The sequence below is a fragment of the Bradyrhizobium sp. STM 3566 genome, assembly GCF_045571445.1.
Lineage (GTDB): Bacteria > Pseudomonadota > Alphaproteobacteria > Rhizobiales > Xanthobacteraceae > Bradyrhizobium > Bradyrhizobium vignae.
Genome location: NZ_CP120692.1, coordinates 5,532,667 through 5,555,969 on the forward strand (window position 1 = coordinate 5,532,667; position 23,303 = coordinate 5,555,969).

A 23,303-nucleotide genomic window follows, 5' to 3' on the forward strand; every position below is an offset into this window, starting at 1 on the left:
CGGTTTTGGAACCAAGCCGAAGCGCAAGGTTTGTACGTGCACGTTCCGGCCTGCAACGCGGCACGGCCTCGTCATCGCCATGGAGATCTTGATCTATGTTAGTGCGTGGTTTCACGCTGGTAGCGAGCGTGCTTTGTGCGGTCGTTGCGCCGCTCGCAACCGCTTCGGCACAGATCGATCTCGCCAGCCGCATGAAGGACCCCGGCCAATGGCCGATGGCAGCGCGCGATTACGCCAACACGCGCTATAGCGAGCTCGACCAGATCAACGCCGGCAATGCCTCGCGCCTGCAGCTGGCATGGACGTTCTCGATCGGCGCCGATCGCGGCCAGGAGGCGGCGCCGCTGGTGGTAGACGGCACCATGTATGTGGTCGGTCCCTATGCCGGCCCCTACCCCAACCGCGTGTTCGCGCTCGATGCGACCAGCGGCGAACTGAAATGGTCCTACGCGCCAAAGCCGGAGCCGGCGGCCGCCGGCGTCGCCTGCTGCGACGTCGTCAACCGCGGCCTCGGCTTCGACAACGGCAAGGTCTTCCTCAACACGCTCGACAATCACACCGTCGCGCTCGATGCCAAGACCGGCAAGGAGCTCTGGCACACAAAACTCGGCGAGATCAACAAGGGCGAGACCATCACCATGGCGCCAGTCGTGGTGAAGGGCAAGATTCTGGTCGGCAACAGCGGCGGCGAGATGGGCGTGCGCGGCTGGGTCACCGCGCTGGACGAGAACACCGGCGCGATCGCCTGGCGCGCATATTCGACCGGGCCCGACAAGGACGTCTTGATCGGTGACGACTTCAAGCCGTTCTACGACAGTCTGAAAGGCAAGGATCTCGGCGTGAAGACCTGGCCGGCCGACCGCTGGCAGGTCGGCGGCGCCACCATGTGGGGCTGGATCTCCTACGATCCCGACCTCAACCTGATCTATTACGGCACCGCCAATCCCAGTCCGTGGAATGCGAACCAGCGCAGCGGCGATAATCTCTGGAGCACCACGATCTTCGCGCGCGACCCCGACACCGGTCGCGCCAAATGGGCCTACCAAGTCAATCCGCACGACCTGTTCGACCATGACGAGATCAACGAGAACTTGCTGGTCGATCTCGAGCTCAATGGTCAGACGCGCAAGGTGCTGATCCATCCCGGCCGCAACGGCTACATGTACGTGATGGACCGCGCCACCGGCGAGGTGATCTCGGCGGACGCCTATGAGTTCGTGAACAGCTACAAGGGCGTCGATCTCAAGACCGGCAAGATCATCCCGAACGAGGAGAAGACGCCGCTGGTCGGCAAGACCGTGGAGAATATCTGCCCGAGCGCGCCCGGCGCCAAGGACTGGCAACCGAGCGCGTGGTCACCGCGCACCAAGCTGCTCTACGTGCCGCATCAGCATCTCTGCATGGACTTCAAGGCCTCGCAGGTCGGCTATGTCGCCGGCACGCCTTACGTTGGCGCCGATGTCGACATGTATGCCGGCCCCGGCGGCCATCGCGGCGAGTTCATGGCCTGGGATCCGGTCGCGCGCAAGAAGGTGTGGGAGATCCACGAGAAGCTGCCGGTCTGGAGCGGTGCGCTGGTCACCGCCGGGGACGTCGCGTTCTACGGCACCATGGATCGCCTGTTCAAGGCGGTCGACGCCAAGGACGGACGTGTGCTCTGGCAATTCCGCGCCGGCTCCGGCTTCATCGGCCAGCCGGTCTCCTATGGCGGCGCCGATGGACAGCAATACATCGCGATCCTCTCGGGCGTCGGCGGCTGGCCCGGCGTCGTCGCCAATGCCGAGGTCGATCAACGCGTACGCAATGCCGCGCTCGGCTTTACCGGCGCGACGCAGGATCTGCCGTTCTATACGGCCGGCGGAAGCGAGCTGCTGGTGTTCAAGCTCGGCGGAGCCAATGGTGAGGACACCAGCCATGCGCCTTCGAAATAGCGCAATCGCGGTTGCCCTCGTGATCGGGCTCGCGTCCACCGCAGCGGCCGCATCGGACGGCGCGCTGCGCGTCTGCGCCGATCCGAACAACCTGCCGTTCTCGAACAGCGCCGAAGCCGGATTCGAGAACAGGCTCGCCGCCATGGTCGCCGAGCATTTCGGCGAGACCATCGCCTACACCTGGTGGGCGCAGCGCCGCGGCTTCATCCGGAGCACGCTGAAAGCAGGCCAATGCGATGTGGTGATGGGCGTGCCCAAAGGCTATGATCTCGTCGAGACCACAAAGCCCTATTACCGCTCGACCTACGTTTTCGTCAGCCGGCAGGACCGCAAGCTCGATTTGTCGTCGCTGCGCGATCCGCGCCTGCATCATCTTGCGATCGGCGTGCATCTGATCGGCGATGACGGCAACAATCCGCCGCCGGCCCAGGCGCTTGGCGAGGAGGGCATCGTCGACAACGTCCGTGGCTATTCGATCTACGGTGATTATCGCCAGGCCAATCCACCGGCCCGCCTGATCGAGGCGGTCGCGAGCGGCGAGATCGACGTTGCCGCCGCGTGGGGACCGCTGGCCGGCTATTTCGCCCAGCGCTCGGCGGTGCCGCTGACGGTCACGTCGATCACGGACACCGAGGCCTTCGCGCCCCAGCAATTCCAATTCGCCATCGCGATGGGCGTGCGCAAGGGTGACCACGCCTTGCGCGACCGGCTGAACGCGTTCATCGACGGGCATCGATCCGAAATAGGGTCACTGCTGCGCAGCTATGGCGTGCCGCTGGTCGAGCAGCCCGTCACCGCATCGGGAGGACATGAGTGATGTCAGCTCCAATATTGCGCGCGAGCGCCCTATCATTGCTACTGGCGATAGCGCCGCAAAGTGCCGTGCTTGCCCAGCAGAGCCTGCCGCAATCGCAGGAGGCACAGATGCCGACGCTGTCGCCGCGGCCGAATTTCGGCGGCAGCGTCGGCAACGGCCGGCCCGGCGTGTTCATGCAGGTTCCAGTCAGTCCTCTGCACCCGGGCGCGCAGCCCGACCCGCCGCAGATCAAGAATCCCGTGCAGGGCGATCCCAACGCGGAGCAGCGGGGGATGACGTATTACGTCAATTTCAACTGCGTCGGCTGTCACGCGCCGAATGGTGGCGGCGGCATGGGACCGGCGCTGAGCAACAGCACCTTCATCTACGGCTCGCAGCCCGAGAACATCTTCCTCTCGATCTACCAGGGACGGCCGAACGGCATGCCGGCCTGGGGCGGCGTGCTGCCCGACAGCGTGATCTGGGACCTCGTCACCTATATCGGCAAGATCAGCAACGAGCCGAGCCACCAATGGGGCCGCACCTTCTCGGCGAACCCGCTGTCGCCGGAGGTCGAGCAGGTCCCGACCGAGCAAGTGTCGACCACCGATCCGTGGTCGGCGACCAAAAAATTCAATTTTGGCCAGAAGCCTTGAGCGGAGCGGCGAATGGACGCCCATCCTGCCGCACGGTTGCTGATCGCCTCGTTGTTGGGGTTGGCTGTGATTGGCTGCAGCGACGCAAACGCTGCGGGCCCCGACAATTTCAACGGCGACGCCACGCGGGGCGCCGACCTCGTCAAAAACTACCATTGCGGCGGCTGTCACGACATTCCCGGCATCGCCGGCGCCGAAGGCAATGTCGGACCGCCCCTGCATCGGATCGGCACGCGCACCTACATCGCCGGCTACATCCAAAATTCGCCCGACAATATGGCGGCGTGGATCGAAGATCCACAGAAGGCGTTACCGGGTAACGCCATGCCCACAATAGGCATCCCGCAGAAGGACGCGCGCGACATCGCGGCGTTTCTCTATACGCTGAAGTAATCCCATGAGACCGATATCTAGCCTGGGGACCTTGTTCCGCGCCGCGCCGCTGCTGGTCATCACCATCCTGATTGTTGCCATCATGGGATTGGGCCTCACCGCCGGAGGCATCTGGCTCGCTGTGCTCGGCGGGTCCTTCTATTACCTGATTTCCGGCCTCGCGCTGCTGCTCACCAGCTGGCTCCTGGCACGACGCCGCGCCGAGGCACTGTGGATCTACGCTGCGCTGCTGCTCGGCACGATGATTTGGGCGGTCTGGGAAGTCGGGCTCGATTTCTGGTCGCTGGCGCCGCGCGGCGACGTGCTCGTTCCGCTGGGCGTCTGGCTGTTGCTGCCGTTCATCGCATCGCGCCTCGTGCCGGGCTTGCGGGCCGCACGATGGGCGCTGGGGCTCGTGCTTGCCATCGCCGCCGGCGTGCTCGCCGTCTCGCTGTCGCGCGATCGCCACGACCTCGCCGGCACGCTGCCGGAGAGCGGGACGACGCGCGCCGCCGCGGCTGCCGCATCGATGGTGCCTGGGGCCGGAGAGGACTGGACCGCGTATGGCGGCAGCGGCTTCGGCACGCGCTATTCCTCGCTCAACCAGATCACCCCGGACAATGTGAAGGATCTCAAGCTCGCGTGGGAATTCCGCACGGGCGACCACAAGGGCCCTGACGATCCCGACGAGATCACCAACCAGGCGACGCCGCTCAAGGTCGGCGACCTGCTCTACACCTGTTCGCAGCACCAGATCGTGTTCGCGCTGGAGGCCCCAACGGGTAAACTGCGCTGGAAATTCGACCCGCAGGTCCAGCACAACAAGAACTTCCAGCACATGACCTGCCGCGGCGTAGCCTATCACGTCACCAAGCCTGGTGGCGTGACCGCCGACGGCGCGCGCGCTCCCGCTGAGTGTCCGGCACGCGTCTTCATCCCGACCAATGACGGACGCATGTTTGCGCTGGATGCGCAGAGCGGCACCCCCTGCGAAGGCTTTGGCGATCACGGCCAGATCGACCTCAAGCAAGGCACCGAGATCCAAACGCCCGGTTTCTACGAGGGCACCTCGCCGCCGGTCGTGACCGAGAAGATCCTGATCGTTGGCGGCGCGGTGATCGACAATTACTCCGATCGCGTGCCCTCGGGCGTGATCCGCGGCTTCGACATCTACTCCGGCAAATTGATCTGGGCGTTCGATGCCGGCAATCCCGATCCGAACGAGATGCCCTCGGCCTCGCATCATTTCACTGCGGGCTCGCCCAATTCCTGGAGCATCTCCGCGGTCGACGAGAATCTCGGGCTCGTCTATGTCCCGCTCGGATCGAGCTCTCCCGATATCTGGGGCGGTGGCCGCTCGTCCGAGAAGGAGCGCTACGATTCCGCGCTGGTCGCGCTCGACATCAACACCGGGAAGCTGCGCTGGTCCTTCCAGAACGTGCATCACGACCTCTGGGACATGGACATGCCCTCGCAGCCCAGCCTTGTCGACCTGCGCACGAATGACGGCGTAACGCCGGCGATCTACATCCCCGCCAAAACCGGCGACATCTTCGTGCTCGACCGCCGCGACGGGCATCAGCTGGTGCCCGCGCCGGAGAAGCCGGTGCCGCAAGGGCCTGCGCCCGGCGACCGCCTCTCCGCGACCCAGCCCTTCTCGCAACTGAGCTTCCGGCCGCCGGGCATGCTGACGGGTGCGCAGATGTGGGGCAGCACGATGTTCGACCAGCTCGCCTGCCGCATCAAGTTCAAGCGCCTGCGCTATGAGGGGCCGTTCACGCCGCCTTCGGAACAGGGCACGCTGGTGTTTCCCGGCGATTTCGGCATGTTTGAGTGGGGCGGCATCGCCGTCGATCCTAAGCGCCAGATCGCGATTGCGAATCCGCAATCGATTCCGTTCGTCTCGCGCCTGGTGCCGCGCGGCAAGGACAATCCGGCAGCGCCGAACGCGGCGCATCCGCCCGGCACCGAGCTCGGCGTGCAGCCGATGTACGGCGCCCCCTACGGCGTCGATCTCGGCATTTTCCTGTCGCCGCTCGGCATTCCCTGCCTGGCCCCACCCTGGGGCAACATCGCAGCGATTGATCTCAAGTCTCACAAGATTGTCTGGCAGCATCGCATCGGCACGATCCGCGACGAGGCCCCGATCCCGCTGCCGTTCAAGCTGGGCGTGCCCATGCTGGGCGGACCGATCGTCACGGCAGGCGGCGTCGCCTTCATTACGGGAACGATGGATTATTACATCAGGGCTTTCGACGTGCGCGACGGCAAAGAGCTCTGGCAGAACCGGCTTCCGGCTGGCGGTCAATCGACACCAATGACCTATGAGGTCGGAGGCAAGCAATATGTGGTCACGGTCGACGGCGGCCACGGCTCGTTCGGCACCAAGCTCGGCGACTACGTCCGCGCCTACGCCCTGCCGGAGCGGCGGTCGTAGCGTAGCCGGCGCGCAGGCGGTCGTGATGCGCCGGCGGTGGAGACGACGAGCGCCACACAAGTCGCGATGCCGAGCAGCCCCTGCTGGTCAGGCCGGCCGACGGAGCATCTACTCGTCCTGCCGACCGAACCAGTTGAGGACGCGCGGTGGGGCGAAGCAGCTTTCAAAAAGCCGAACAGCACCTTGCGCCGGCTCGGGGTCTCTCGCCTGGTCCTTTGAGCCTGCCTGCATGGTCCGCCAACAACATCAGCACCAGGGCACGCGACAGCTCAAACGAAGCGGCGCATAAGTCCTCAAGGAATGCAAGCGCGCCTTCGAACGGGTCGCGGTGGATTTCGAAGGATTTTTTCGCTCCCAAAGATAGGTGGCGGAGAGAGTGTCCGCCAATTTGATCAATTTTTACGACAAAAAATAGGGGATTCTAGAAGCGTATCGGTTTTACATACACTCCTACATACACCGTACCGGCCGTACTATTCTTGAGTTAGCCGATCATTGAAGCGCGGCAGCCCAGCGGAGTTTGCGACCATCCGCGACCTAGGGACCGCGACCATCGTGCATGCGAGCCCGAGCCACCGAGCGGGGCCGGAACCAAGGCCAATGCCGAGGATGCGAAACGCTAATCCTTCCGTCTGGGCTTGTGTAGTTCTCGCAGCGGGACAGTGGGAATCACGCAATCCCCTTCCGGCGTCGGGACTTCATCGTTAGCATAGTCCTGAGGGCTGCTAAGGATCGGCACCGGATCACCGACCCAACCGCATTTATCGCAGGTCGGCCGCTCCCATTCCAGTTCGGGAGCACTAGAGTGATAACCGCGTTGCGGCGAGAGCCGATAAGAGCCGCAAGCAGGGCAGCTTTCAGGTGCGGCCCGGATGTGTCGAATGACCTGAGACGCCGCTAAGCCAAGCGCGTGCTCAACCGTCGTAGTCGCGGCTTCTGCATCGTACCATGTGGAGGCTTTGGCGTGTGTAAGCCAGTTGGCAAAACGCCACGCTTCATCAAGCAGCGTCTTGAGCAGATGGCGACGGTGCTCATGCGTGTGACCGGCAAGACTCGTGAGACATACATGATCCACCCAAGCCTTGAAGTCGGCCTGCTTCGGCTTGTTCGCCAGGTCCACTGCCCACGGCATCACGGTCTGCGCTGCGCTGGTGAAGGCGAGTAGCGCCTCACGGCAGCGGACGCCGACCGTTTGGAAGTCGCTGACCTCCTGCGCGCTCGCCAACGCGTCCGAGGCATCGGACATATGGCGAAAGCAAGCGGCAAGCGGCTCCACCGGAAGTTCTGACAGCCTTGCTCTCTGGCCACGCGGCACACGAAGGCACAGACCGACGTGAAAGGTGACTGCCAAATCCATGTTTGGGAATTGGACCTGGGAGTACAGGTTGGTCGGATTAGTTATCACCCACCAACGGTCAACGTTGGTGTGAACGTCCCACACGACATGCTGCTGGTTCAGGATGGTTTCGGCATAGACTTTCTGCAAGAACTCGACGGTTAGGTCGGGTGCTTGCCAGTTCATGTAGTCCACAATCGCCTGTGTCTCTTCGGGTGTGGATGGCAGCATGGCACCCGCTAAATGTTCGGATTGATCTTGGCTTGGTGACTGGGCTTGATGATCCCCAGGTCTTAGGCGTAGGGGTTGGGGCTGGTCATCCAGTAGTTCTATGACATCAATACATCTTGCGCGTGCTCCCGGCTTCGGTTTCAATGGCTGCCCTGCGGGGCCACGTGAAACTCGTTTCCCTTGGGCATTTCGGGGCTTGGGCCTGCTCGGTAGGCTGCTAGAGCGCAGTCGCTTGGCGGCGGCCTGAAGCGATGATCGAGCGGCATAGGGCGGGCAGGCTTCTCGCAGATGAAAAGGTTAGCAGAGTTATGGCTTTTGCGGAATTGCAAGAACTGGTGGACACCCCGAACGAAACGCTTGGGGTCGAATATAAGTCTTGGCTGGACCTGAATAGTCATGAGGCGCGAGCGGACATAGCACGGCATATTGCTGCTATCGCAAACCACGGCGGTGGCTGTATCGTGTTTGGGTTTGACGACACGACCCTTCAATACGTCCCCAGTCCATATGCCGATAAGATCGACCGAGATGTCATCTCGTCAATCGTGAAAAAATACTTGGAGCCTACATTTCAATGTGATGTTTCATTCGTCCGGTCCAGCGCTGGGAATGAACACCCTATTGTAATCGTTCCTGCTCATGGAGCTTCACCTATCTGCGCCAAAGTAAACGGGCCAATGGATGGCAAAAAAATTCAAGGGATAGTTCAAGGTCAGTACTACCTGCGTAAGACGGGTCCAGAAAGCGCGTCCATCCTGACAGCAGCCGAATGGGCTCCGGTTATACGACGATGTGCCATGCACGAAAGGGCATCTATTCTTGGTGCATTGGACGCCGCACTACGTGGCGCGCAACCCGCTCCATCTAACACCCAAGATGCAATAAGAAGGTGGCACGACGCTGCCCACGTTGCGTTTCTCAAAGAGATTTCTAATCGTGACGGCTGCGAGGAAGTCGCTCAATCGCATTGGCAATTGAGCTATTCAATTGATCGCTCCGACGAGCAGCAACTGTCGCGCCAAAATCTGTTGCAGACATTGCGTGAAATCAATTCCGAGGTCCGTGATCTCGTCAAAACGGGATGGAGCATGTTTTATATTTTCGACGTGCCAGAGATTAGGCCTTCGTGGCACACGGATGCAGCGAGCGGATTGGAGGAGAACGATTTCCTCGAATGCACGTTACTGAGAGATACGCGAGATCGTGATTTTAGACCGTTGTTTCCAGACCTTTGGCGGGAAACGCAACCCTCATCCGCAACTATTGGGAAGATGGTGCTGATTGGAATAAGTCCTTGGGACGGCAAAGCGGAACGTGGCTCAGTCCGAATTTGCTTACCAGGGCTCTAGCCGAATTCGTGCGCCACGCACGTGGAATGGCCGAGCGGTTTGACAGTCCAACCACTGTAACCTTTCGCGTCGAGTGGCATGGTCTAAAGGATCGAACTGTTCGAGACCCCTTTGGGCTTTGGATGAATAATTGGACTTCACACAGCAGTCACCGGGTTGCGACTGGATCATGGCCAGTGACAAGCCTGACCGATGCATGGCCAGAGATTGTTGCAGAACTAGCCGCGCCGGTTATGCGGTCATTTACGACAGAGTTTGTTTTGTCAGCCGATTGGATCCGCGGACAGGCACCAAAGTGGCTCCGAGCATGAGACATACCTGCGTGGCTTCCACTTGAAGGCCGCCCTATCCATACAAGCGCAGCCATCTGGTTGCGCTGCGGCCGACGAAGATTTCGGCGAGCGATCCGCCATCAACGTGGTGGCCGGGGGAGCGATAACGAATGCGAGTAATGTTACGGGCGGCTAAAATCGCACTGGAAAGTCTCGAGACAGCCAAGGCAGCTATCGAAGGGCTGGGCGGCACCATCGTCTACCAACGCCAGGATTCTCTAACGGGAGGCGGCGTGATCGCCCACCTCGTTGTTGAAGGTGAGCGCGCGGCGATCGTCGGGATGTTAGAACTCACTGAAGTTGGTCCCGTCGCCACAATGGCGATTGGAAATATGGCCTATCGAGTTGCTGCTCCTGGCGATGAGGTCGGCATTCTCTTGGTTTTCGCGGAGGTCGCACCTGAGGTCCCAACAAGAGTTTATCCCGAAACCTTGGGAAGGATAGAAGGCTCAGTCGCGACGGGTCTGTCTTGGGTAGCGGTAGATGCTGACGACCAGATCGTGGGCTACGCGCTCGCTTATGGCCACGACAGCACGATCTATCTAGACTATCTGGGCGTTTCCAAAACGGCGCGGAATCAGCACATCTCTAGAGTTCTTGTCTCGAAGCTAAAAGAAAGCGGCATGCCGATTGAGACGAACGTCCGGCCAGACAACAAAAGTTCGAAGGCTGAGCGTTTTGCATGTTTCGGCTTTGTCGAAATACCCAATCACTTCGATGGCAAGAAGCTGCGCTGGGAACCTGAGGGGAGATGACGTAATCCGCACGAAACCCCAAAAAGCGGCTGCACAAATTCAATTGTCTGGTCGTGCTGCGACAGACGAAGATTTCGGCGGCTTTGCCGAGTACGCGCCGGAGCCGAACCCGGAGACGAAGAAGAAGGACGTGGTCTGGTTTGCCCTCAACGATGAGAGGCCGCTGATAGCGTTCGCTGGCATCTGGACAACGTTCAACGGGGATCGCGGCACAAAGTCCAAGCCGGTGCCGGGACCGCATCAGGTCTATGGCTTTCTGACGACCACACCGAATGCCGTGGTCGAGCCGATCCACCCCGAAGGCAATGCCCGTGATCCTGCTGACCGACGAAGAGCGGGACGTGTGGATGCGTGCGCCGTGGGACGAGGCCAAGGCGTTGCAACGACCGTTGGCAGACGATGCCCTACAGATAGTTGCGCGCGGGGCGGACAAAGAGGACCGGATCGCCGCCTGATCGGTCGCTGGTCCGGCTCCCGGAGCCCCATCTCAAGTTTGCGTCCAGTAATCCGACGGAAGGGGTTGACCAACAGTTCTCTGTTGCAGTTGATGCAACCAACAGGACATGCGCCGATCAATTTCACAGCGATTGGTGTGGGCGGGGTATGAATGAGAACCGAAGCATCTGTGGAGGATCGAGTAATTTCTCTCGGTCCAGGTTTGGCGGCAATTCCAGAAAGGCTAATGCTGGCGCACGCGCGTGGGGAAGTACTGTTTGTTTGCGGCGCTGGCATCTCGCGGCCCGCAAACCTGCCGGACTTTCGAGAACTAGTGATCGACGTCTATAAAGTCCTCGATGCAGCGGTTCATGCTGTTCTAAAGGATTTGCCTTCATCGGCGTGCAATCAATGGGCGGCTGACTGCAAGGAGTTGAGCGAGCGGCAGGCTGCGGAAGTAAAGCGGTTTATCGCAGGTGACTACGACCTCGTTCTCGGAATGCTTGAACGACGTTTGGACAATCAGACCCGAGGCGATAGCCACGTTCGACGAGAAGTCGCCAAGCGCCTGCGCCAAGGGGATAGTCGTCCGGCATCTATTCATCGTACGCTAATGCGTCTCGCAGATCGAGGTGGAATGACCACGATCGTCACCACCAATTTCGATCTGCTCCTTGAAATGGCTGTCAAGAAACTACGTCCTAGCACCTACTCGCTCGGGTCGATCCCTCGGCCAAGTAGACAAAGTGAATTTTCGGGTGTCCTGCACATTCATGGAGCGCTCGACCGCAGCCCGGAACGCTTTTCCGAACTTGTCTTATCGGGTCGAGACTTTGGCGAATACTATCTTAGGCGGCGCGTGGTACCCGATTTCATTTATGATGCGGCTCGCTTGTTTCACTTGGTGCTAGTCGGTTACAGCGCGAATGATCCGCCAATGCGATATCTCTTGAACGCAGTAGCGGCCGACGGCTCGCGTTTCGATGATCTAAAGGAGCGGTTCACATTCTTCGGCACCAACGCGCCCGATCCGGTGGCGTTGGAAGATTGGAACGCCCGTGGGATCACTCCTATTCACTACGATGCGAATGGAGGACATAGTGCGCTGCGAATGACGCTAGAGAGATGGGCGGATCTCTCGGCAATCAATGGCAATAGAAAAACGATTGATGCGGCGATCCGGCGGATCGTAAAGAGAGGGAGAGCCGTAGCCTCGGATGAGGATCGCGATTTATTTGACCATTTGATCAGAAGGAGCAACGCCAGCGAACGCGTCCGGCTTGCTGGGCTGGCTTCTGCTGCAAGCGCCGACCTCGGTTGGCTAGACGCGATAATGAAGATTGGCACCGAAAGAGAACGGGTCCACCGCACATGATCCCCTCATGGGCATATCTCGACGAGAACGATCGATCGGTGTTCCGAGCGGCTCTCGCATTCCTAGACAATCGTCTCGCAGAGCCAAGCACTATCGACTGGGCTGTGCGGTTGGGGCGCGATAGGCGGATCGAGCGTGCTGTGATCGAGAACCTGTTGAGTAGTCAACGTGCCGACGTGGCTAATGAACCGTGGGCGACGACCTGGCGTTTGATTGAAGAGAGTTGGTCGGAGAGACCTGTTGAGAGCGGTGCTTCAACCGCAATCTACGAAATCCAGAGACGACTGCGCTCCGGCGATCGCTCCGGCGCAATCGTTTCGGCGATTGTCGATTTGGTTGCTCCACGCCTGAAAGTTGAGGCCCTAACTTCCTCCTTCAGGCAGTTCGCCAAGGTGCCCCGACGACCAAAGACTTTCCGGCAATTGGTTTCAGCAGGATTGACGAGCGGCGAGGTTGTGGACTTGGACGTTCTCGAGCTAGAAAAACTCGACGATGTTCCATTTCTAACAGCGTTGGCCAATGCTTTAGACCGGGCAGTTGATCATGGTCTTGATATCGGACGTCGCATCGGTTGGGACGGACAACATCGCCTCTGGCAATTGGGCGATTTGAGCCGTGTCAATTACGTTGTTCGCAGCCGAAGAACGGTCGATGGACAGGACGACCCCGATGCTTACCATCATGGCATCGCACCTGCAGTCAAGCTCCTATACGAGGTCGTCACTAGGATTGGTGAACTGATCCGCGAGCAGGAGTTGTCTTTTGTTCGACGGTGGAAGTTGACGAACACGCCGGTTCACATTCGACTTTGGGCCGCCGCCGCACGCAATCCTAAGGTGGCATCTGCTGCGGAATTTAGTGCGTTCATGCTTGCGCTTGATGATAGCAGATTTTGGGATTTGCATGGGTACCCTGAAATCGCCGAGCTTAGAGCAGCGCGATTTGGCGAACTCGGTGCGGAGGCGCAAGCAACACTAACTGCTCGTCTCCGGAAAGGTCCACCCCGGAGTTTTTGGCCAAAGAAGGCAGAACCGGAAAAGGTCAAGATTGGCCGGCTGTATTGGGCGCTTCGAGAATTGAAGCGCATTGATCTGGCCAATGGCAACCTGCCACAAAATGTTAAGGCATGGCTTGATGCTGAGATCGGAAAATTCCCTGACTTGATAGGTATGAGTGCCGACGAGGGCCTTCCGGAGGGAGTGACGGTCAAAGATGTCGTTTCTAGCCCAGATGATCGATATGACGCTCTGGAAGGCCTAGCGCGGCTGCGAGCGCTCGAAACTGCTCTTGCAAGTGCTGGCGAGAGATGGAGCGACGATCCCGCAGGACGTGCGGATGATTGGCTTAGGCAGCCCACGAAGGTCGCGCTGATACTAAATGACCTGGAGCAGGCGGAACGTGGCGGAGACGAATTCCCAAGAGTATGGAACCGTTTCGGATGGGCACACTCGCCCACGCGGCCGGAACCGGTAGATGCTTCCGCACAGGACTTTCAAAATGAAGCCGATCGCGTATTGGCGCTGCTTGCGCAGCTATCCGAGAGGACCCTATCGATCGCCATTGAGGGCATTAGCAGTTGGTTAGACCATTGGCGAAAGCATGTGGTGGTCTCCGCAGATGGGCTTGCTGTATGGCTGAAGGTTTGGCCGTTGGCTGTAACGGCCACAAACAACCAGGCCGAGAGTGAAGACGGTGCCAATCTTAGCGTGGCAGCTACGATTGTGGACAATGATCGAGAGCCAACGGACATTGATACGCTCAACACGCCAGTCGGCAAACTCGTCGGTGTTTTCCTCGCTGCTTGTCCTTCACTCAACCAAGTTCCGAGTCCGTTCGAGGCTGGAGCAGCCGCACGCCAGATGAGGGATGTCCTTATCACCGCTGATGGCCTTAGCGGATTGATCACCCGGCACCGTCTTATCGAAGGGCTACCCTACTTCCTGCGTGCAGATCGCGCTTGGACGGAGGAGAACCTCGTCACGCCTCTCCAAAAGGGAGATGGAGCCTCGCTCACCCTTTGGCGCGCTGTTGCGCGGGCAACTCGTTTCACCGATGTGCTCAAGTTCATCGGCAACGCGATGGCAGAAAAAGCAACAGATCGAAGGTTAGGAAGAGAAGTGCGCGGACGTTTGGTGTTTAGCCTCATTGTTGAAGCACTCCACGCGCTTCGCGAGAACCGCGAACCTGCTGTTCCAAATGCGCGCGTTCAGCAGATGGTGCGAACTTTGGACGACGAAGTCCGGGCAACCGCTGCAAACGCCGTTCAGCAGTTTGTCAAAGACCTTTCCTCACAGGCCCCACGGGGTGGTGAGCCGCCTTCTGCTGCTGCTCTGTTCCGAACCGCCGCAATGCCATTTTTTCGCGGTGTGTGGCCGCAGGAGCGTTCGCTCGCGACGCCCGGCGTGAGCAAGGCTCTCGCCGATCTTCCAGCTACGTCACGTGAGGCGTTCGCCGACGCAGTTGAAGTGATTGAACGATTTTTGGTGCCCTTCGAATGTTGGTCGATGCTCGACTACGGCCTTTATGGTGATGAGGGGGAAAGTAAGAAGCTTTCAATGATCGATGATGAGGTCAAGGCAAACGCTTTGCTGCGGTTGCTGGACCATACTATTGGAACGTCGGAGGGCGCAGTCATTCCCTACGACTTGACGGATGCTCTGGATCAAATTCGAACGGTCGCACCGCATCTCGTGGACAGTGTCGGTTATCGTCGTCTGTCAACGGCGGCGCGGCGCGTTTGATGCGGCAAACAAAAGTTCGATACCTCCGAGGTCGACGCCGACATGTCACAAAAACAGATCAAGGAGGCCCTTGCTCTTATCTTTTCGAGGCACGTCGGCGATATCGCTTTGTCATTGTGACCAGAATAAGCATTTGTAATGTTCACGCGCTGGAACACTTAACCGTGCGGTCTGAAGCTCACCGTTCACGGCCATGGCGGGATGTCGCTCGGCTTGATCGTCAAGGACGCTCCAGCATCGACAGCATCGATGCCATCCTTCCAAAATTGAATGAAAGGCGCCGCGTGTTCGGTGAGGAAATGGCCGAGGATAGCGTGTTCGTGTTCGTCTTGTTCAGTCCTGAACTCGGGCGGCAGCACGTCACCGCCCAACTTGCCGAGCAACACTCCGCACCGGCTGAATGCCCGGTCGAGCGCGATCAGCTTGCACCGCATGAGCTTCCACTTGCCGGGTGATCCAGCGCGCGTGCCCGTCGTGTACTGAGTCACCGCCTGCGTAAACTCGCGATGGGCCGCCATAAGGTGAACCCAATTGCGCGTGTATTCCGCGCTGAACGTGCGTTGCTCGACAGGAGTGTTGAGCGGTATTTTCATCTGTTTGAGAGCGCGAGCGTGCTCCAGCTTGGTCACCATCGTCGTCCTCCCGCGTTGCGAACAATCTTCTTATCCTGACCTCTTCAGATGCAATGCGCGCCCCGCAAACATTGCGGGGCGCGCATTCGGTTGACGCTCGCTTTACACTGGCCTTGCAGACGCTGGCCGTTATGGACGAGCGTGACGCCCGTCAAGTGATGGCACTGGTCTATATCGGCGCTGGATGGTGCGAGAAACCCACTCGATCAACCTGAGCGAATGATAGGCTCAAAGCACCGCACTCGTCGATCAATCGAAGAGCGAGCTACCCTGCGAACGCCGCGTGTAAGTAGGGCTTTACCGATGCAACCGATTGATCTCGGCGACTAAAAGTTTTTGAAAGAGGATCGACTGCTACGCTCACTAAACATCAACTCAGATCGATTACGTTGCCAACCAACGTCAGATTGATGTTTCCTGTTGCTAGGCAACCGTTGGCTGATGTTGGTTAGCCGGCAACGAACTGACAGCTCAAGTTTGTTGGTAGGCAAGCATTGATGATTTCGACTTGCGCGGAGCCGGCCTCAACAGCGCGCTGCCACCGCTTCCGGCGTGCGCGCTCCATCGTTAACGCCTTGTGTGTCTCCACGCCCAAGATAATCTGATCGATCTCTGCGACCATCCAGGGTACGCTTAAATGCGCGACACGGTGGACAGCGTCATGGCGACATCGTAGTACACGGCATCGATATATCGCGTGAAGGGCCGGAGAACATCACGTGGCAAAAAAGACGAAGAGCAAGCGCAAAGAGTACACCAAAGACGACGTGAAGCTGCTCAAGGCGCATTCCAAGGCCCGCACCCCCGTTGCCAAACTCTCGAAGCTGATGAAGCGCTCCGAGGGCTCGTTGAGGCAGAAGGCTCTCAGCCTTGGAATTGGTTTGGGCCATCAGCGCTAGGCGGGAGCCGCGCGCCCATAGACTGTCAAAAGAAATGCCCCGGCGTGCTCACTCCGCCGGGGCCTTTCAAGATCATCAGGCCGGTTACATCCCCCGTGCCTTACGATCGTTGACGTCGTCGATTACCGTAGAGCCATGATCGGCGAGTTAGTGCAAGATCGCGGACGGCCGCTCCATCATCGCCCAAGCTTTGCTCCAACTCGCCGGCGTATCTCGCCTGGCGCGCGCGGTGTTCCCGCATGCGCTGGGCGGCGGCCAATCGGTGAAAGCCCCTTCGCCGCGGTTTCCATGGTGGACCTCCTGGGCTAAACGTCGTCAAAATGCGCAACCCCCTTTTAGGAATTTAATCCCATTGCGTACGACCGGCCGGTGCGGTCGCGGGGGCCGCCGCGGCGCAACATTTTTGCTCCCCCCCCGCGTGCGGCTTGCGCTCCGCCATTGCGGCGTCGGTTGGCTTGGCGTGCGGCGTGTGCGCTCCGCCCTTGTCGCGTCGGTTTCCTTTCCGTTTGGGTCATTGGGTATTAGGGATCGGCCAGACATCAGACCTGTTCTGATGACTGCGCGGAGCGAGTTTGGCCCGATCACCCGACTTCTTACGCAGAACCGCCACGCAGTTCCCGTCCCCCAAGACCGGGCTGATTGACCTGATTAACAAGAGGCGAGCACCGAACGCACCCGGATCGAGGGACGCCTGGGCGAGATCGAGCGCGAGATCAAGCGCATCGTGGATTTCATCGTGAAAGGGATGGCTACCGACGCGCTCATCCCGCGAATGAATGAACTGGAGGCCGATCGCAAGGCGCTCGCCGCGCAACTTGAGGAGACCAACGAAGCCGACAACGTCATCACGCTTCATCCTAAGGCTCTCGACCGCTACAAACGCGCAGTCCGGGAGTTGGCCGAAGAGTTCAAGCGTGGCAGCGCAACCGAGTTTGCAACGATCCGTGAACTGGTGACCGCGATCATCGTGCATGCCAGTCCGAGCCGGCCGGGGGGCGCAGGGTCCAAGGCCAGCGTTGAGGATGATCGTCGCGTTCGCATCGACGTCAAGGGCCGACTGGCCGCTCTGTGCGACAATCCGGCCCTGTTTCCGAATATGGCTATGTCGGGGGTGAGCGGCCCGAGACATAGGTGACAGAACGTACCGGGCACATGGGTTACACTTTCCGCTTTTGTTCTGCGGGAGGTGTGGATGCCGTGGAAAGCGAGTTCGGTAATGGAGGAGCGCCTTCGCTTTGTCGCCCGCCTGTTGGACGGGGAAGCCATGACGGATGTCTGCCGGGAGTTCGGCATCTCCCGTAAGACCGGCTACAAGATTTTCGATCGCTACAAGGAACATGGCCTGGAGGCGCTGAGCGACCGCTCCAGGCGGCCGGTTCGCTACGCCAATCAACTGCCGGCCCAGATCGAGACGCTGATTGTCCAGCTCAAGGCCGAGAAGCCGCATTGGGGGGCCCGCAAGATCCGCGAACTCCTGGTGCGACGGCTCGACGGCGATGTCCGGGTGCCGGCCAAAAGCACCATTCATGCGGTGCTCGATCGCCACGGCCTGGTCAGGCGGGGCGGCGGGCCGCGCCATCGCGCGCGCGGCACGTCGCTATCGCAAGGGACTGCCCCGAACGATGTCTGGTGCGCCGACTTCAAAGGCGAGTTCAAGCTTGGCAACAGCCATTACTGCTTCCCGCTGACCGTCAGCGATCATGCCGCGCGCTTCCTGCTGCTGTGCGAGGCGCTCGACTCCACGCGCGAGGAGCCTGCCATGACCGCCTTCGAGCGCCTGTTCCGCGAGCGCGGCCTGCCGCTTGCCATTCGGTCCGACAATGGCGTGCCGTTTGCCAGTCCCAATGCCTTGTTCAATCTTTCCAAGCTCTCGGTATGGTGGCTCCGCCTCGGTATCGCCATCGAGCGCATCAAGCCAGGTCATCCGCAACAAAATGGCCGGCACGAGCGCATGCACCTCACCCTCAAGAAGGAGGCCACCAGGCCGCCTGGCTTCAACAGCCTGCAACAGCAGGAGCGCTTCGATGCCTTCGTGCACGAGTTCAATACCGAGCGCCCCCACGAGGCGCTCGGCATGAAGTGCCCTGCCGAGGTCTACACGGCCTCAGCGCGGGCCTATGCCGGCCTGCCGGAGTTGAGCTATCCCTTCCACGACCGCGACGTCGTCGTCACTGCCTGCGGCCGCCTCTGCCTGCATCGCAAGAGGATCAACATCTCAACCGTCCTGGCTGGCCAGAAGCTCGGCATCAAGGAGGTCGACGAGGGCATCTGGCTCGTCAGCTTCATGCATTACGATCTCGGCTATTTCGATCTCGAACAGAAGACCTTGCAACCTCTCGACAACCCGTTCGGTCCGAGGCCCATCACCGATGTCCCCGCCACGACCACGGCGCCCTGACGGAGACGCGCTCTTGTGCATTCTTGGCATGGAAGGCCACTTGCTTGGCTCCGCTGTCGCGGTCAACCCCCGAAGCCCGAAGGGGCGCGGCACGTGCGGGGTTGACGGCGATAGCGCGAGCCGAGCAAAAATAGCCGTGCCATGAATGCGTCACGCTGAAATGCAGCAGATTGCAGGCCATCTCAATTTGAAGCGAACTTGGAGCAGATGACTTTGAAACCCCGCGACAACCCGATCGGCACGAGGTTGTCACCCATCTCTTAGGTACGTTTCGTTACCCATGTCTCCGGGCCGGACACGGTTTTCTTGGTAGCGGGGGAGGGACTCGAACCCCCGACCCCAGGATTATGATCCCCGTGCTCTAACCAGCGGCTTTTTAGCACGCGATGGCTGGGAGAACGGCGCGACCTGCATGCTTTCGACCCACGGTATCAAGTTCACGGCCTGCGGTTCGAGATGGTCGGTGACCACGTCGAGTTTCATGATGAACTCGAACAGGGTGTCGAGCTCATGGGGCTCGCAGTAGCGCTCGCTGGTCTCGCTGTCGCCGCCATGCCCGAGAAGGTCCGCGCGGTCCTCCTTTGACAGCAGCTTCTTCTTCAGCTGCGCGCCGAAGAGATGGCGCACGGCATGCGCGCCCAGCCCCTCTTCGGTGATTTTAGCTGCCGTGAGGATCGGCTTGAACAGCTTGTAGAAGCGATTGCCGAGTGGCGACCGGGTGCTGGGAGAGTATAGATCGGGGAAGAGGAGCTTGTATCCGAGCGCCCTGATCTTCCTGACATAATCGAGGAAGCCCAACCGGATCAGCTCCGGATGGAGGGGGATGTTTCGCTTCGATTGGGCGTTCTTGATGCGCCGCTGCTCATTGGCCCCGATGTGGATGTACGGTATGCACCCCTCGCGATCGAAGATGATGTCGTCCACCATCGCACCGCAAAGCTCCTCGCGCCGCGCACCGGAGTAGTAGATGAGGATCGGAACGAAGTAGAGCGCGCAATGGAAGATCAGAGCCCCACCCTGCTCGCCCCACTTCCCGAGATCGTCCCAGCCGGCGCAGTTGATGAACGGCGGCGTCTGAAAGATCGCCTTCGCGCTGTCGATGGGGAGCTTGCGCCTCTCGTCGCGGGCGCGCTTGTTCTTGCTGCGGCTCTTTGCGCGCAGTTTGGTCAGATCGATGCTTTCCAGGCTCTTCACACCGCGCGCGATGGCGTGGTCGAAGATCTGGCCGAGGAAGGTCGCATGGCGATTGAGCGTGCCGCCACCGATCCCACGCTTGGCCTGCACGACGGATCGCCCCTTCTCGCGAAGCTGCTCGATCGTCAGTTGCTCGTCCCGCGTCGACTTGCCGTAGTGCTTGTAGATGTCGAAACGCAAGAAATCGACGAACTTGCCGACGTGTTGCTGACGCAGCAGGCCGAGATCGAGAATGCGCTGATCCTGGACCATGAACTTGACGAACAGGTTTGCGATGCTCTTCGCCTGCCGCTGGGTTTTTTCGTCCCAGTGCTCGTCCGCGTCATTCTGCTGGACGACGCGGTCAGCAAATTGGGCAAAGTCGGCCATCGGAATGAACTGCGGGATCGTGGGAGCGTCGACCTTCGGTGGATCGGCGGGGCGATCCACCGAACGATTCACAATCGATGAAGCCGGCTTCGGTGGATCGCTCTCGGCGAGCATCATGCGATCCACCAGCCCGTCGTCCTCGATCCTCGCTCCACCGTAGCGCCGGTCGGACTGGGCCAGCGCCAGCTTCATCCCGCGAAGATAGGTCCCCTGGGCCACGGCGAGATTCATGGCGGTCGGCTTTGCCGCGACGCCCTCGATCATGCCCCGCAGGATGTAGTGCTTCGTCGGGACGAGTTCGTTGACGCGGAGCATGGCCAGGTGGTCCTGGACCGCCTCGATGTCGAGCTCGGAGAGCCCGTCGGCGGCCATGCGCTCGCGATCCTCGTCGCGTACGACGGCCGTGACGCCCTGGGCGTCCAACAGCGCATAAGCCCAATAAGCCCTTTTGTCGTAGGCTTTCGCCTGGGCGACGTCGAAGCCGGGCCCGCTCTTGGCTGCAAGGGCCACCCGGTCGAGCTTGGCCAGATGCCGGTCGACGACGGCATGGAGCATTGTCTCGATTTGAGATCGCGTCAGATGCGGGTCGGCGCCGTCGGCAAACATCGCGATGTCGTCCAAGGTCAGGTTGAGTTGGGTGGCCAGGCGACGGGCGGCAAGGCGGCTCGTCGTCCGAAGGCTCATGGAAACATGCGGGCGGCCGAAGCGAATGGCAAGCGCACGAGGGGTCCGGCGCCGCCAGTAGTAGACCGCTTCGCGGCGAAAGATGTGGAAAGCCATGGTTCGAGCGACACCCTGTGCAGCAGGAATGTGTCGCAGAGCTGTGCCTCAGCTCCCCAGCCAGGCCGAATTCATCAGGATTTTCAGGCGCGGAGGGCTCTCTGGCTGGGGCGGGAGGGATCGAACCTCCGAATGGCGGAATCAAAATCCGCTGCCTTACCGCTTGGCTACGCCCCAACAGACGGCGAACGGGGTAGAACCGGCTACCGCAGATTCCCGTCGGTCGCAGCCGGTCTATAGGGAGCGGCGCGTCATTTCAACCGTCTGGAGGGGCAAAATACCCCTGGCCCAGTCCGCTGGCGGCCCACACACTATTCCGAGCCCAACGGCCGCCCCGTTCCGGCCCAGCCATCCCGACGTCCACCCAGTTGAGACCGCCCCCGTTTCATGGGAATACGGCGCCAACAATTGTCCTCGGGAGTGAGCCATGACCTACCGCGCGCCGATTTCTGACATGCTGCTGTCGCTCAACCATGGCGCGGGCCTCAAGGCCGCCGTGGAGGCCGGCCATTATGGCGATTTCGACGCCGACCTCGCGGCCGCCGTGCTTGAGGAAGCCGGCAAGTTCGCATCCGACGTCCTGGCGCCGCTCAACAAGGTCGGCGACGAGCACGGCATCAAGCTCGAGGGCGGCAAGGTGACGACCGCGCCGGGCTGGCCTGACGCCTACAAGCGCTGGACCGAGGGCCGCTGGAACGCGGTGTCCGGCCCCGAAGATTTCGGCGGCCAGGGCCTGCCGCTCGCGATCAACGCCGCCTGCACCGAGATCTGGAGCGCGGCCAATGTCGCCTTCGGGCTCTGCCCGCTGCTGACGGCATCGGCGATCGAGGCGCTGGACGCGCATGGCAGCGACGAGCTGAAGAAGATCTATCTCGAAAAGCTCGTCTCCGGCGAATGGACCGGCACGATGCAGCTGACCGAGCCGCAGGCCGGCTCCGACGTCGGCGCGCTGCGCACCCGCGCCGAAAAGCAGCCCGACGGCACCTATCGCATCAAGGGGACGAAGATCTTCATCACCTATGGCGAGCACGACATGACCGACAACATCGTGCATTTCGTGCTGGCGCGTCTGCCCGATGCGCCCGCCGGCACCAAGGGCATCTCGCTGTTCCTCGTGCCCAAGTTCATGGTCAACAAGGACGGCTCGCTCGGGCAGCGCAACGACATCTATGCGAGCGGTGTCGAGCACAAGCTGGGCATGCATGCTTCGCCGACCTGCACCATGACCATGGGCGATCATGGCGGCGCCATCGGCTTCCTGATCGGCGAAGAGAACCAGGGCATGCGCTGCATGTTCACGATGATGAACCAGGCCCGCCTCGGCGTCGGCCTGGAAGGCGTCGGCGTTGCCGACCGCGCTTACCAGCAGGCGTTGTCGTATGCGCAGGAGCGCAAGCAGGGCCGCGCGGTCGGCAAGACGGGCGACGGCTCTGATGCGATCTTCGTGCATCCCGACGTCAAACGCATGCTGATGCGGATGCGGGCGCAGACTGCGGCCGCGCGCACCATCTGCTATGCGACCGCAGTCGCCATCGACGTCTCGACGCGCGCCGAGGACGCGAAGGTGCGCGCCGATGCGGCGGCACGCGCGGCGCTGCTGACGCCGATGGCCAAGGCCTATTCCACCGATATCGGCAACGAGGTCGCCTATCTCGGCGTGCAGGTGCATGGCGGCATGGGCTTCATCGAGGAGACCGGCGCGGCCCAGCACTACCGCGATGCCCGGATCACCGCGATCTACGAGGGCACCAACGGCATCCAGGCGATCGATCTCGTCACGCGCAAGCTCGCGGCCAATGGCGGCGCGGCGGTGTGGGCGCTGCTCGACGAGCTCTCCGCGACCGTCAAGCAGGTCGAGGCCTCCAACGATCCCGGTTTCGGCACCACGGGTGCGAAGCTGCGCGAGGCGCTGGAGGCAGTCACGCGCACCAGCAAATGGCTGCTGGAGCGCGTTGCCTCCGCACCAAACGAGGCGCTTGCGGGTGCGACGCCCTACTTGCAACAGTTCGGCGCGACACTCGGCGGCTGCCTGCTCGCCTCCGAGGCGCTCGCCGCCAAGGCCGAAGCCAATACGGACGCTGCGCGCTACGTCGCGCTCGCGCGCTTCTTTGCCGAGAACATCGCGGTGCAGGCGGGAGCGCTCGAGCGCACCGTGACGGAGAGCGCGGAGTCGGTCGCAGCGGCGGACGCGGTGCTGCTGGGGTAAGTGGGCGCGTCGCTCTTGATCCTTCATCCTGAGGTGCGAGGCTCGGGATGCGAACGCATCGCGAGCCTCGAAGGATGAA

At 60.9% G+C, this 23,303-nt stretch carries 16 protein-coding genes, 1 tRNA gene and 1 pseudogene; 14 read left to right on the forward strand and 4 right to left on the reverse strand.

The window, feature by feature from the left end; translation table 11 throughout:
* Positions 1–95: 95 nt before the first annotated feature.
* The 5 genes from P6U27_RS26740 to P6U27_RS26760 are packed head-to-tail and all read left to right on the forward strand — an operon-like array spanning position 96 to position 6,192.
* A complete protein-coding gene (locus tag P6U27_RS26740) occupies positions 96–1,931 on the forward strand; it encodes a methanol/ethanol family PQQ-dependent dehydrogenase (protein WP_122404655.1) in 1,836 nt (611 codons plus the stop codon).
* Complete coding sequence (locus P6U27_RS26745; protein WP_376707317.1) at positions 1,900–2,748, forward strand: substrate-binding domain-containing protein; 849 nt, start codon at positions 1,900–1,902, stop codon at positions 2,746–2,748. Before P6U27_RS26740 ends, P6U27_RS26745 begins: the two co-directional genes overlap by 32 nt.
* Positions 2,748–3,383 carry a cytochrome c gene (locus P6U27_RS26750; RefSeq protein ID WP_122404657.1) on the forward strand — a complete coding sequence of 212 codons (636 nt, stop codon included), beginning with the start codon at positions 2,748–2,750 and terminating at the stop codon, positions 3,381–3,383. The genes P6U27_RS26745 and P6U27_RS26750 overlap by 1 nt, the downstream gene beginning before the upstream one ends.
* A 12-nt stretch (positions 3,384–3,395) precedes the next feature.
* Complete coding sequence (locus P6U27_RS26755) at positions 3,396–3,776, forward strand: cytochrome c family protein (protein WP_122404658.1); 381 nt, start codon at positions 3,396–3,398, stop codon at positions 3,774–3,776.
* A gap of 4 nt (positions 3,777–3,780) precedes the next feature.
* Entirely contained in the window at positions 3,781–6,192 is a 2,412-nt protein-coding gene (locus P6U27_RS26760) for a glucose/quinate/shikimate family membrane-bound PQQ-dependent dehydrogenase (RefSeq protein WP_209296266.1), read from the forward strand.
* A 619-nt stretch (positions 6,193–6,811) separates the two neighbouring features.
* Here the strand turns inward: P6U27_RS26760 and P6U27_RS26765 are convergent.
* Positions 6,812–7,759 (reverse strand): hypothetical protein, encoded by a 948-nt coding sequence (locus P6U27_RS26765; RefSeq protein ID WP_209296267.1) that lies wholly within the window; start codon positions 7,757–7,759, stop codon positions 6,812–6,814.
* 251 nt (positions 7,760–8,010) lie between these two features.
* On the opposite strand from P6U27_RS26765, the gene P6U27_RS26770 reads away from it, so the two are divergent.
* From P6U27_RS26770 to P6U27_RS26790, 5 genes and pseudogenes are all read left to right on the forward strand, one after another.
* Positions 8,011–9,108 carry a helix-turn-helix domain-containing protein gene (locus P6U27_RS26770; RefSeq protein ID WP_122404660.1) on the forward strand — a complete coding sequence of 366 codons (1,098 nt, stop codon included), beginning with the start codon at positions 8,011–8,013 and terminating at the stop codon, positions 9,106–9,108.
* Between the two features lie 442 nt (positions 9,109–9,550).
* The gene (locus P6U27_RS26775; RefSeq protein WP_122404661.1) at positions 9,551–10,195 is read left to right on the forward strand and encodes a GNAT family N-acetyltransferase; all 645 of its coding nucleotides are present in this window, start codon (positions 9,551–9,553) and stop codon (positions 10,193–10,195) included.
* An 82-nt stretch (positions 10,196–10,277) separates the two neighbouring features.
* Positions 10,278–10,650, forward strand: a pseudogene (locus tag P6U27_RS26780) (SOS response-associated peptidase family protein); the annotation flags it as partial.
* 152 nt (positions 10,651–10,802) lie between these two features.
* On the forward strand, positions 10,803–12,005 hold the full coding sequence (locus P6U27_RS26785) for an SIR2 family protein (protein WP_407192820.1): 1,203 nt from the start codon (positions 10,803–10,805) through the stop codon (positions 12,003–12,005).
* Positions 12,006–12,145: 140 nt separating this feature from the next.
* On the forward strand, positions 12,146–14,746 hold the full coding sequence (locus tag P6U27_RS26790) for a hypothetical protein (RefSeq protein ID WP_209296268.1): 2,601 nt from the start codon (positions 12,146–12,148) through the stop codon (positions 14,744–14,746).
* Between the two features lie 185 nt (positions 14,747–14,931).
* On the opposite strand, the gene P6U27_RS26795 is transcribed toward P6U27_RS26790, so the two are convergent.
* Positions 14,932–15,378, reverse strand: coding sequence for a hypothetical protein (locus P6U27_RS26795; protein WP_407192821.1), 447 nt, complete (start codon positions 15,376–15,378; stop codon positions 14,932–14,934).
* 719 nt (positions 15,379–16,097) lie between these two features.
* Here P6U27_RS26795 and P6U27_RS26800 point away from each other — a divergent pair.
* The 3 genes from P6U27_RS26800 to P6U27_RS26810 all read left to right on the forward strand — a co-directional run bounded on the left by P6U27_RS26800 (position 16,098) and on the right by P6U27_RS26810 (position 18,675).
* Positions 16,098–16,277: a hypothetical protein gene (locus P6U27_RS26800; RefSeq protein WP_122404665.1), complete on the forward strand. Its 180-nt coding sequence runs from the start codon at positions 16,098–16,100 to the stop codon at positions 16,275–16,277.
* Positions 16,278–17,001: 724 nt separating this feature from the next.
* Positions 17,002–17,412: a hypothetical protein gene (locus P6U27_RS26805; protein ID WP_181956126.1), complete on the forward strand. Its 411-nt coding sequence runs from the start codon at positions 17,002–17,004 to the stop codon at positions 17,410–17,412.
* Between the two features lie 57 nt (positions 17,413–17,469).
* A complete protein-coding gene (locus P6U27_RS26810; RefSeq protein ID WP_122400437.1) occupies positions 17,470–18,675 on the forward strand; it encodes an integrase core domain-containing protein in 1,206 nt (401 codons plus the stop codon).
* A 345-nt stretch (positions 18,676–19,020) separates the two neighbouring features.
* On the opposite strand, the gene P6U27_RS26815 is transcribed toward P6U27_RS26810, so the two are convergent.
* Positions 19,021–21,018, reverse strand: coding sequence for a DUF6538 domain-containing protein (locus P6U27_RS26815; protein ID WP_407192822.1), 1,998 nt, complete (start codon positions 21,016–21,018; stop codon positions 19,021–19,023).
* Between the two features lie 102 nt (positions 21,019–21,120).
* A tRNA-Gln gene (locus P6U27_RS26820) sits at positions 21,121–21,195 on the reverse strand.
* A 250-nt stretch (positions 21,196–21,445) separates the two neighbouring features.
* Between P6U27_RS26820 and P6U27_RS26825 the strand changes: the two genes are divergently transcribed.
* The gene (locus P6U27_RS26825) at positions 21,446–23,224 is read left to right on the forward strand and encodes an acyl-CoA dehydrogenase (RefSeq protein WP_407192823.1); all 1,779 of its coding nucleotides are present in this window, start codon (positions 21,446–21,448) and stop codon (positions 23,222–23,224) included.
* Positions 23,225–23,303: the final 79 nt, after the last annotated feature.

Coding starts and splice junctions, on each gene's coding strand:
- P6U27_RS26740 (WP_122404655.1), top strand. CDS start 96: ATGTTAGTGCGTGGTTTCACGCTGGTAGCGAGCGTGCTTTGTGCGGTC.
- P6U27_RS26750 (WP_122404657.1), top strand. CDS start 2,748: ATGTCAGCTCCAATATTGCGCGCGAGCGCCCTATCATTGCTACTGGCG.
- P6U27_RS26755 (WP_122404658.1), top strand. CDS start 3,396: ATGGACGCCCATCCTGCCGCACGGTTGCTGATCGCCTCGTTGTTGGGG.
- P6U27_RS26760 (WP_209296266.1), top strand. CDS start 3,781: ATGAGACCGATATCTAGCCTGGGGACCTTGTTCCGCGCCGCGCCGCTG.
- P6U27_RS26765 (WP_209296267.1), bottom strand. CDS start 7,759: ATGCTGCCATCCACACCCGAAGAGACACAGGCGATTGTGGACTACATG.
- P6U27_RS26770 (WP_122404660.1), top strand. CDS start 8,011: ATGATCGAGCGGCATAGGGCGGGCAGGCTTCTCGCAGATGAAAAGGTT.
- P6U27_RS26775 (WP_122404661.1), top strand. CDS start 9,551: ATGCGAGTAATGTTACGGGCGGCTAAAATCGCACTGGAAAGTCTCGAG.
- P6U27_RS26785 (WP_407192820.1), top strand. CDS start 10,803: ATGAGAACCGAAGCATCTGTGGAGGATCGAGTAATTTCTCTCGGTCCA.
- P6U27_RS26795 (WP_407192821.1), bottom strand. CDS start 15,378: ATGGTGACCAAGCTGGAGCACGCTCGCGCTCTCAAACAGATGAAAATA.
- P6U27_RS26810 (WP_122400437.1), top strand. CDS start 17,470: ATGCCGTGGAAAGCGAGTTCGGTAATGGAGGAGCGCCTTCGCTTTGTC.
- P6U27_RS26815 (WP_407192822.1), bottom strand. CDS start 21,018: ATGGCTTTCCACATCTTTCGCCGCGAAGCGGTCTACTACTGGCGGCGC.
- P6U27_RS26825 (WP_407192823.1), top strand. CDS start 21,446: ATGACCTACCGCGCGCCGATTTCTGACATGCTGCTGTCGCTCAACCAT.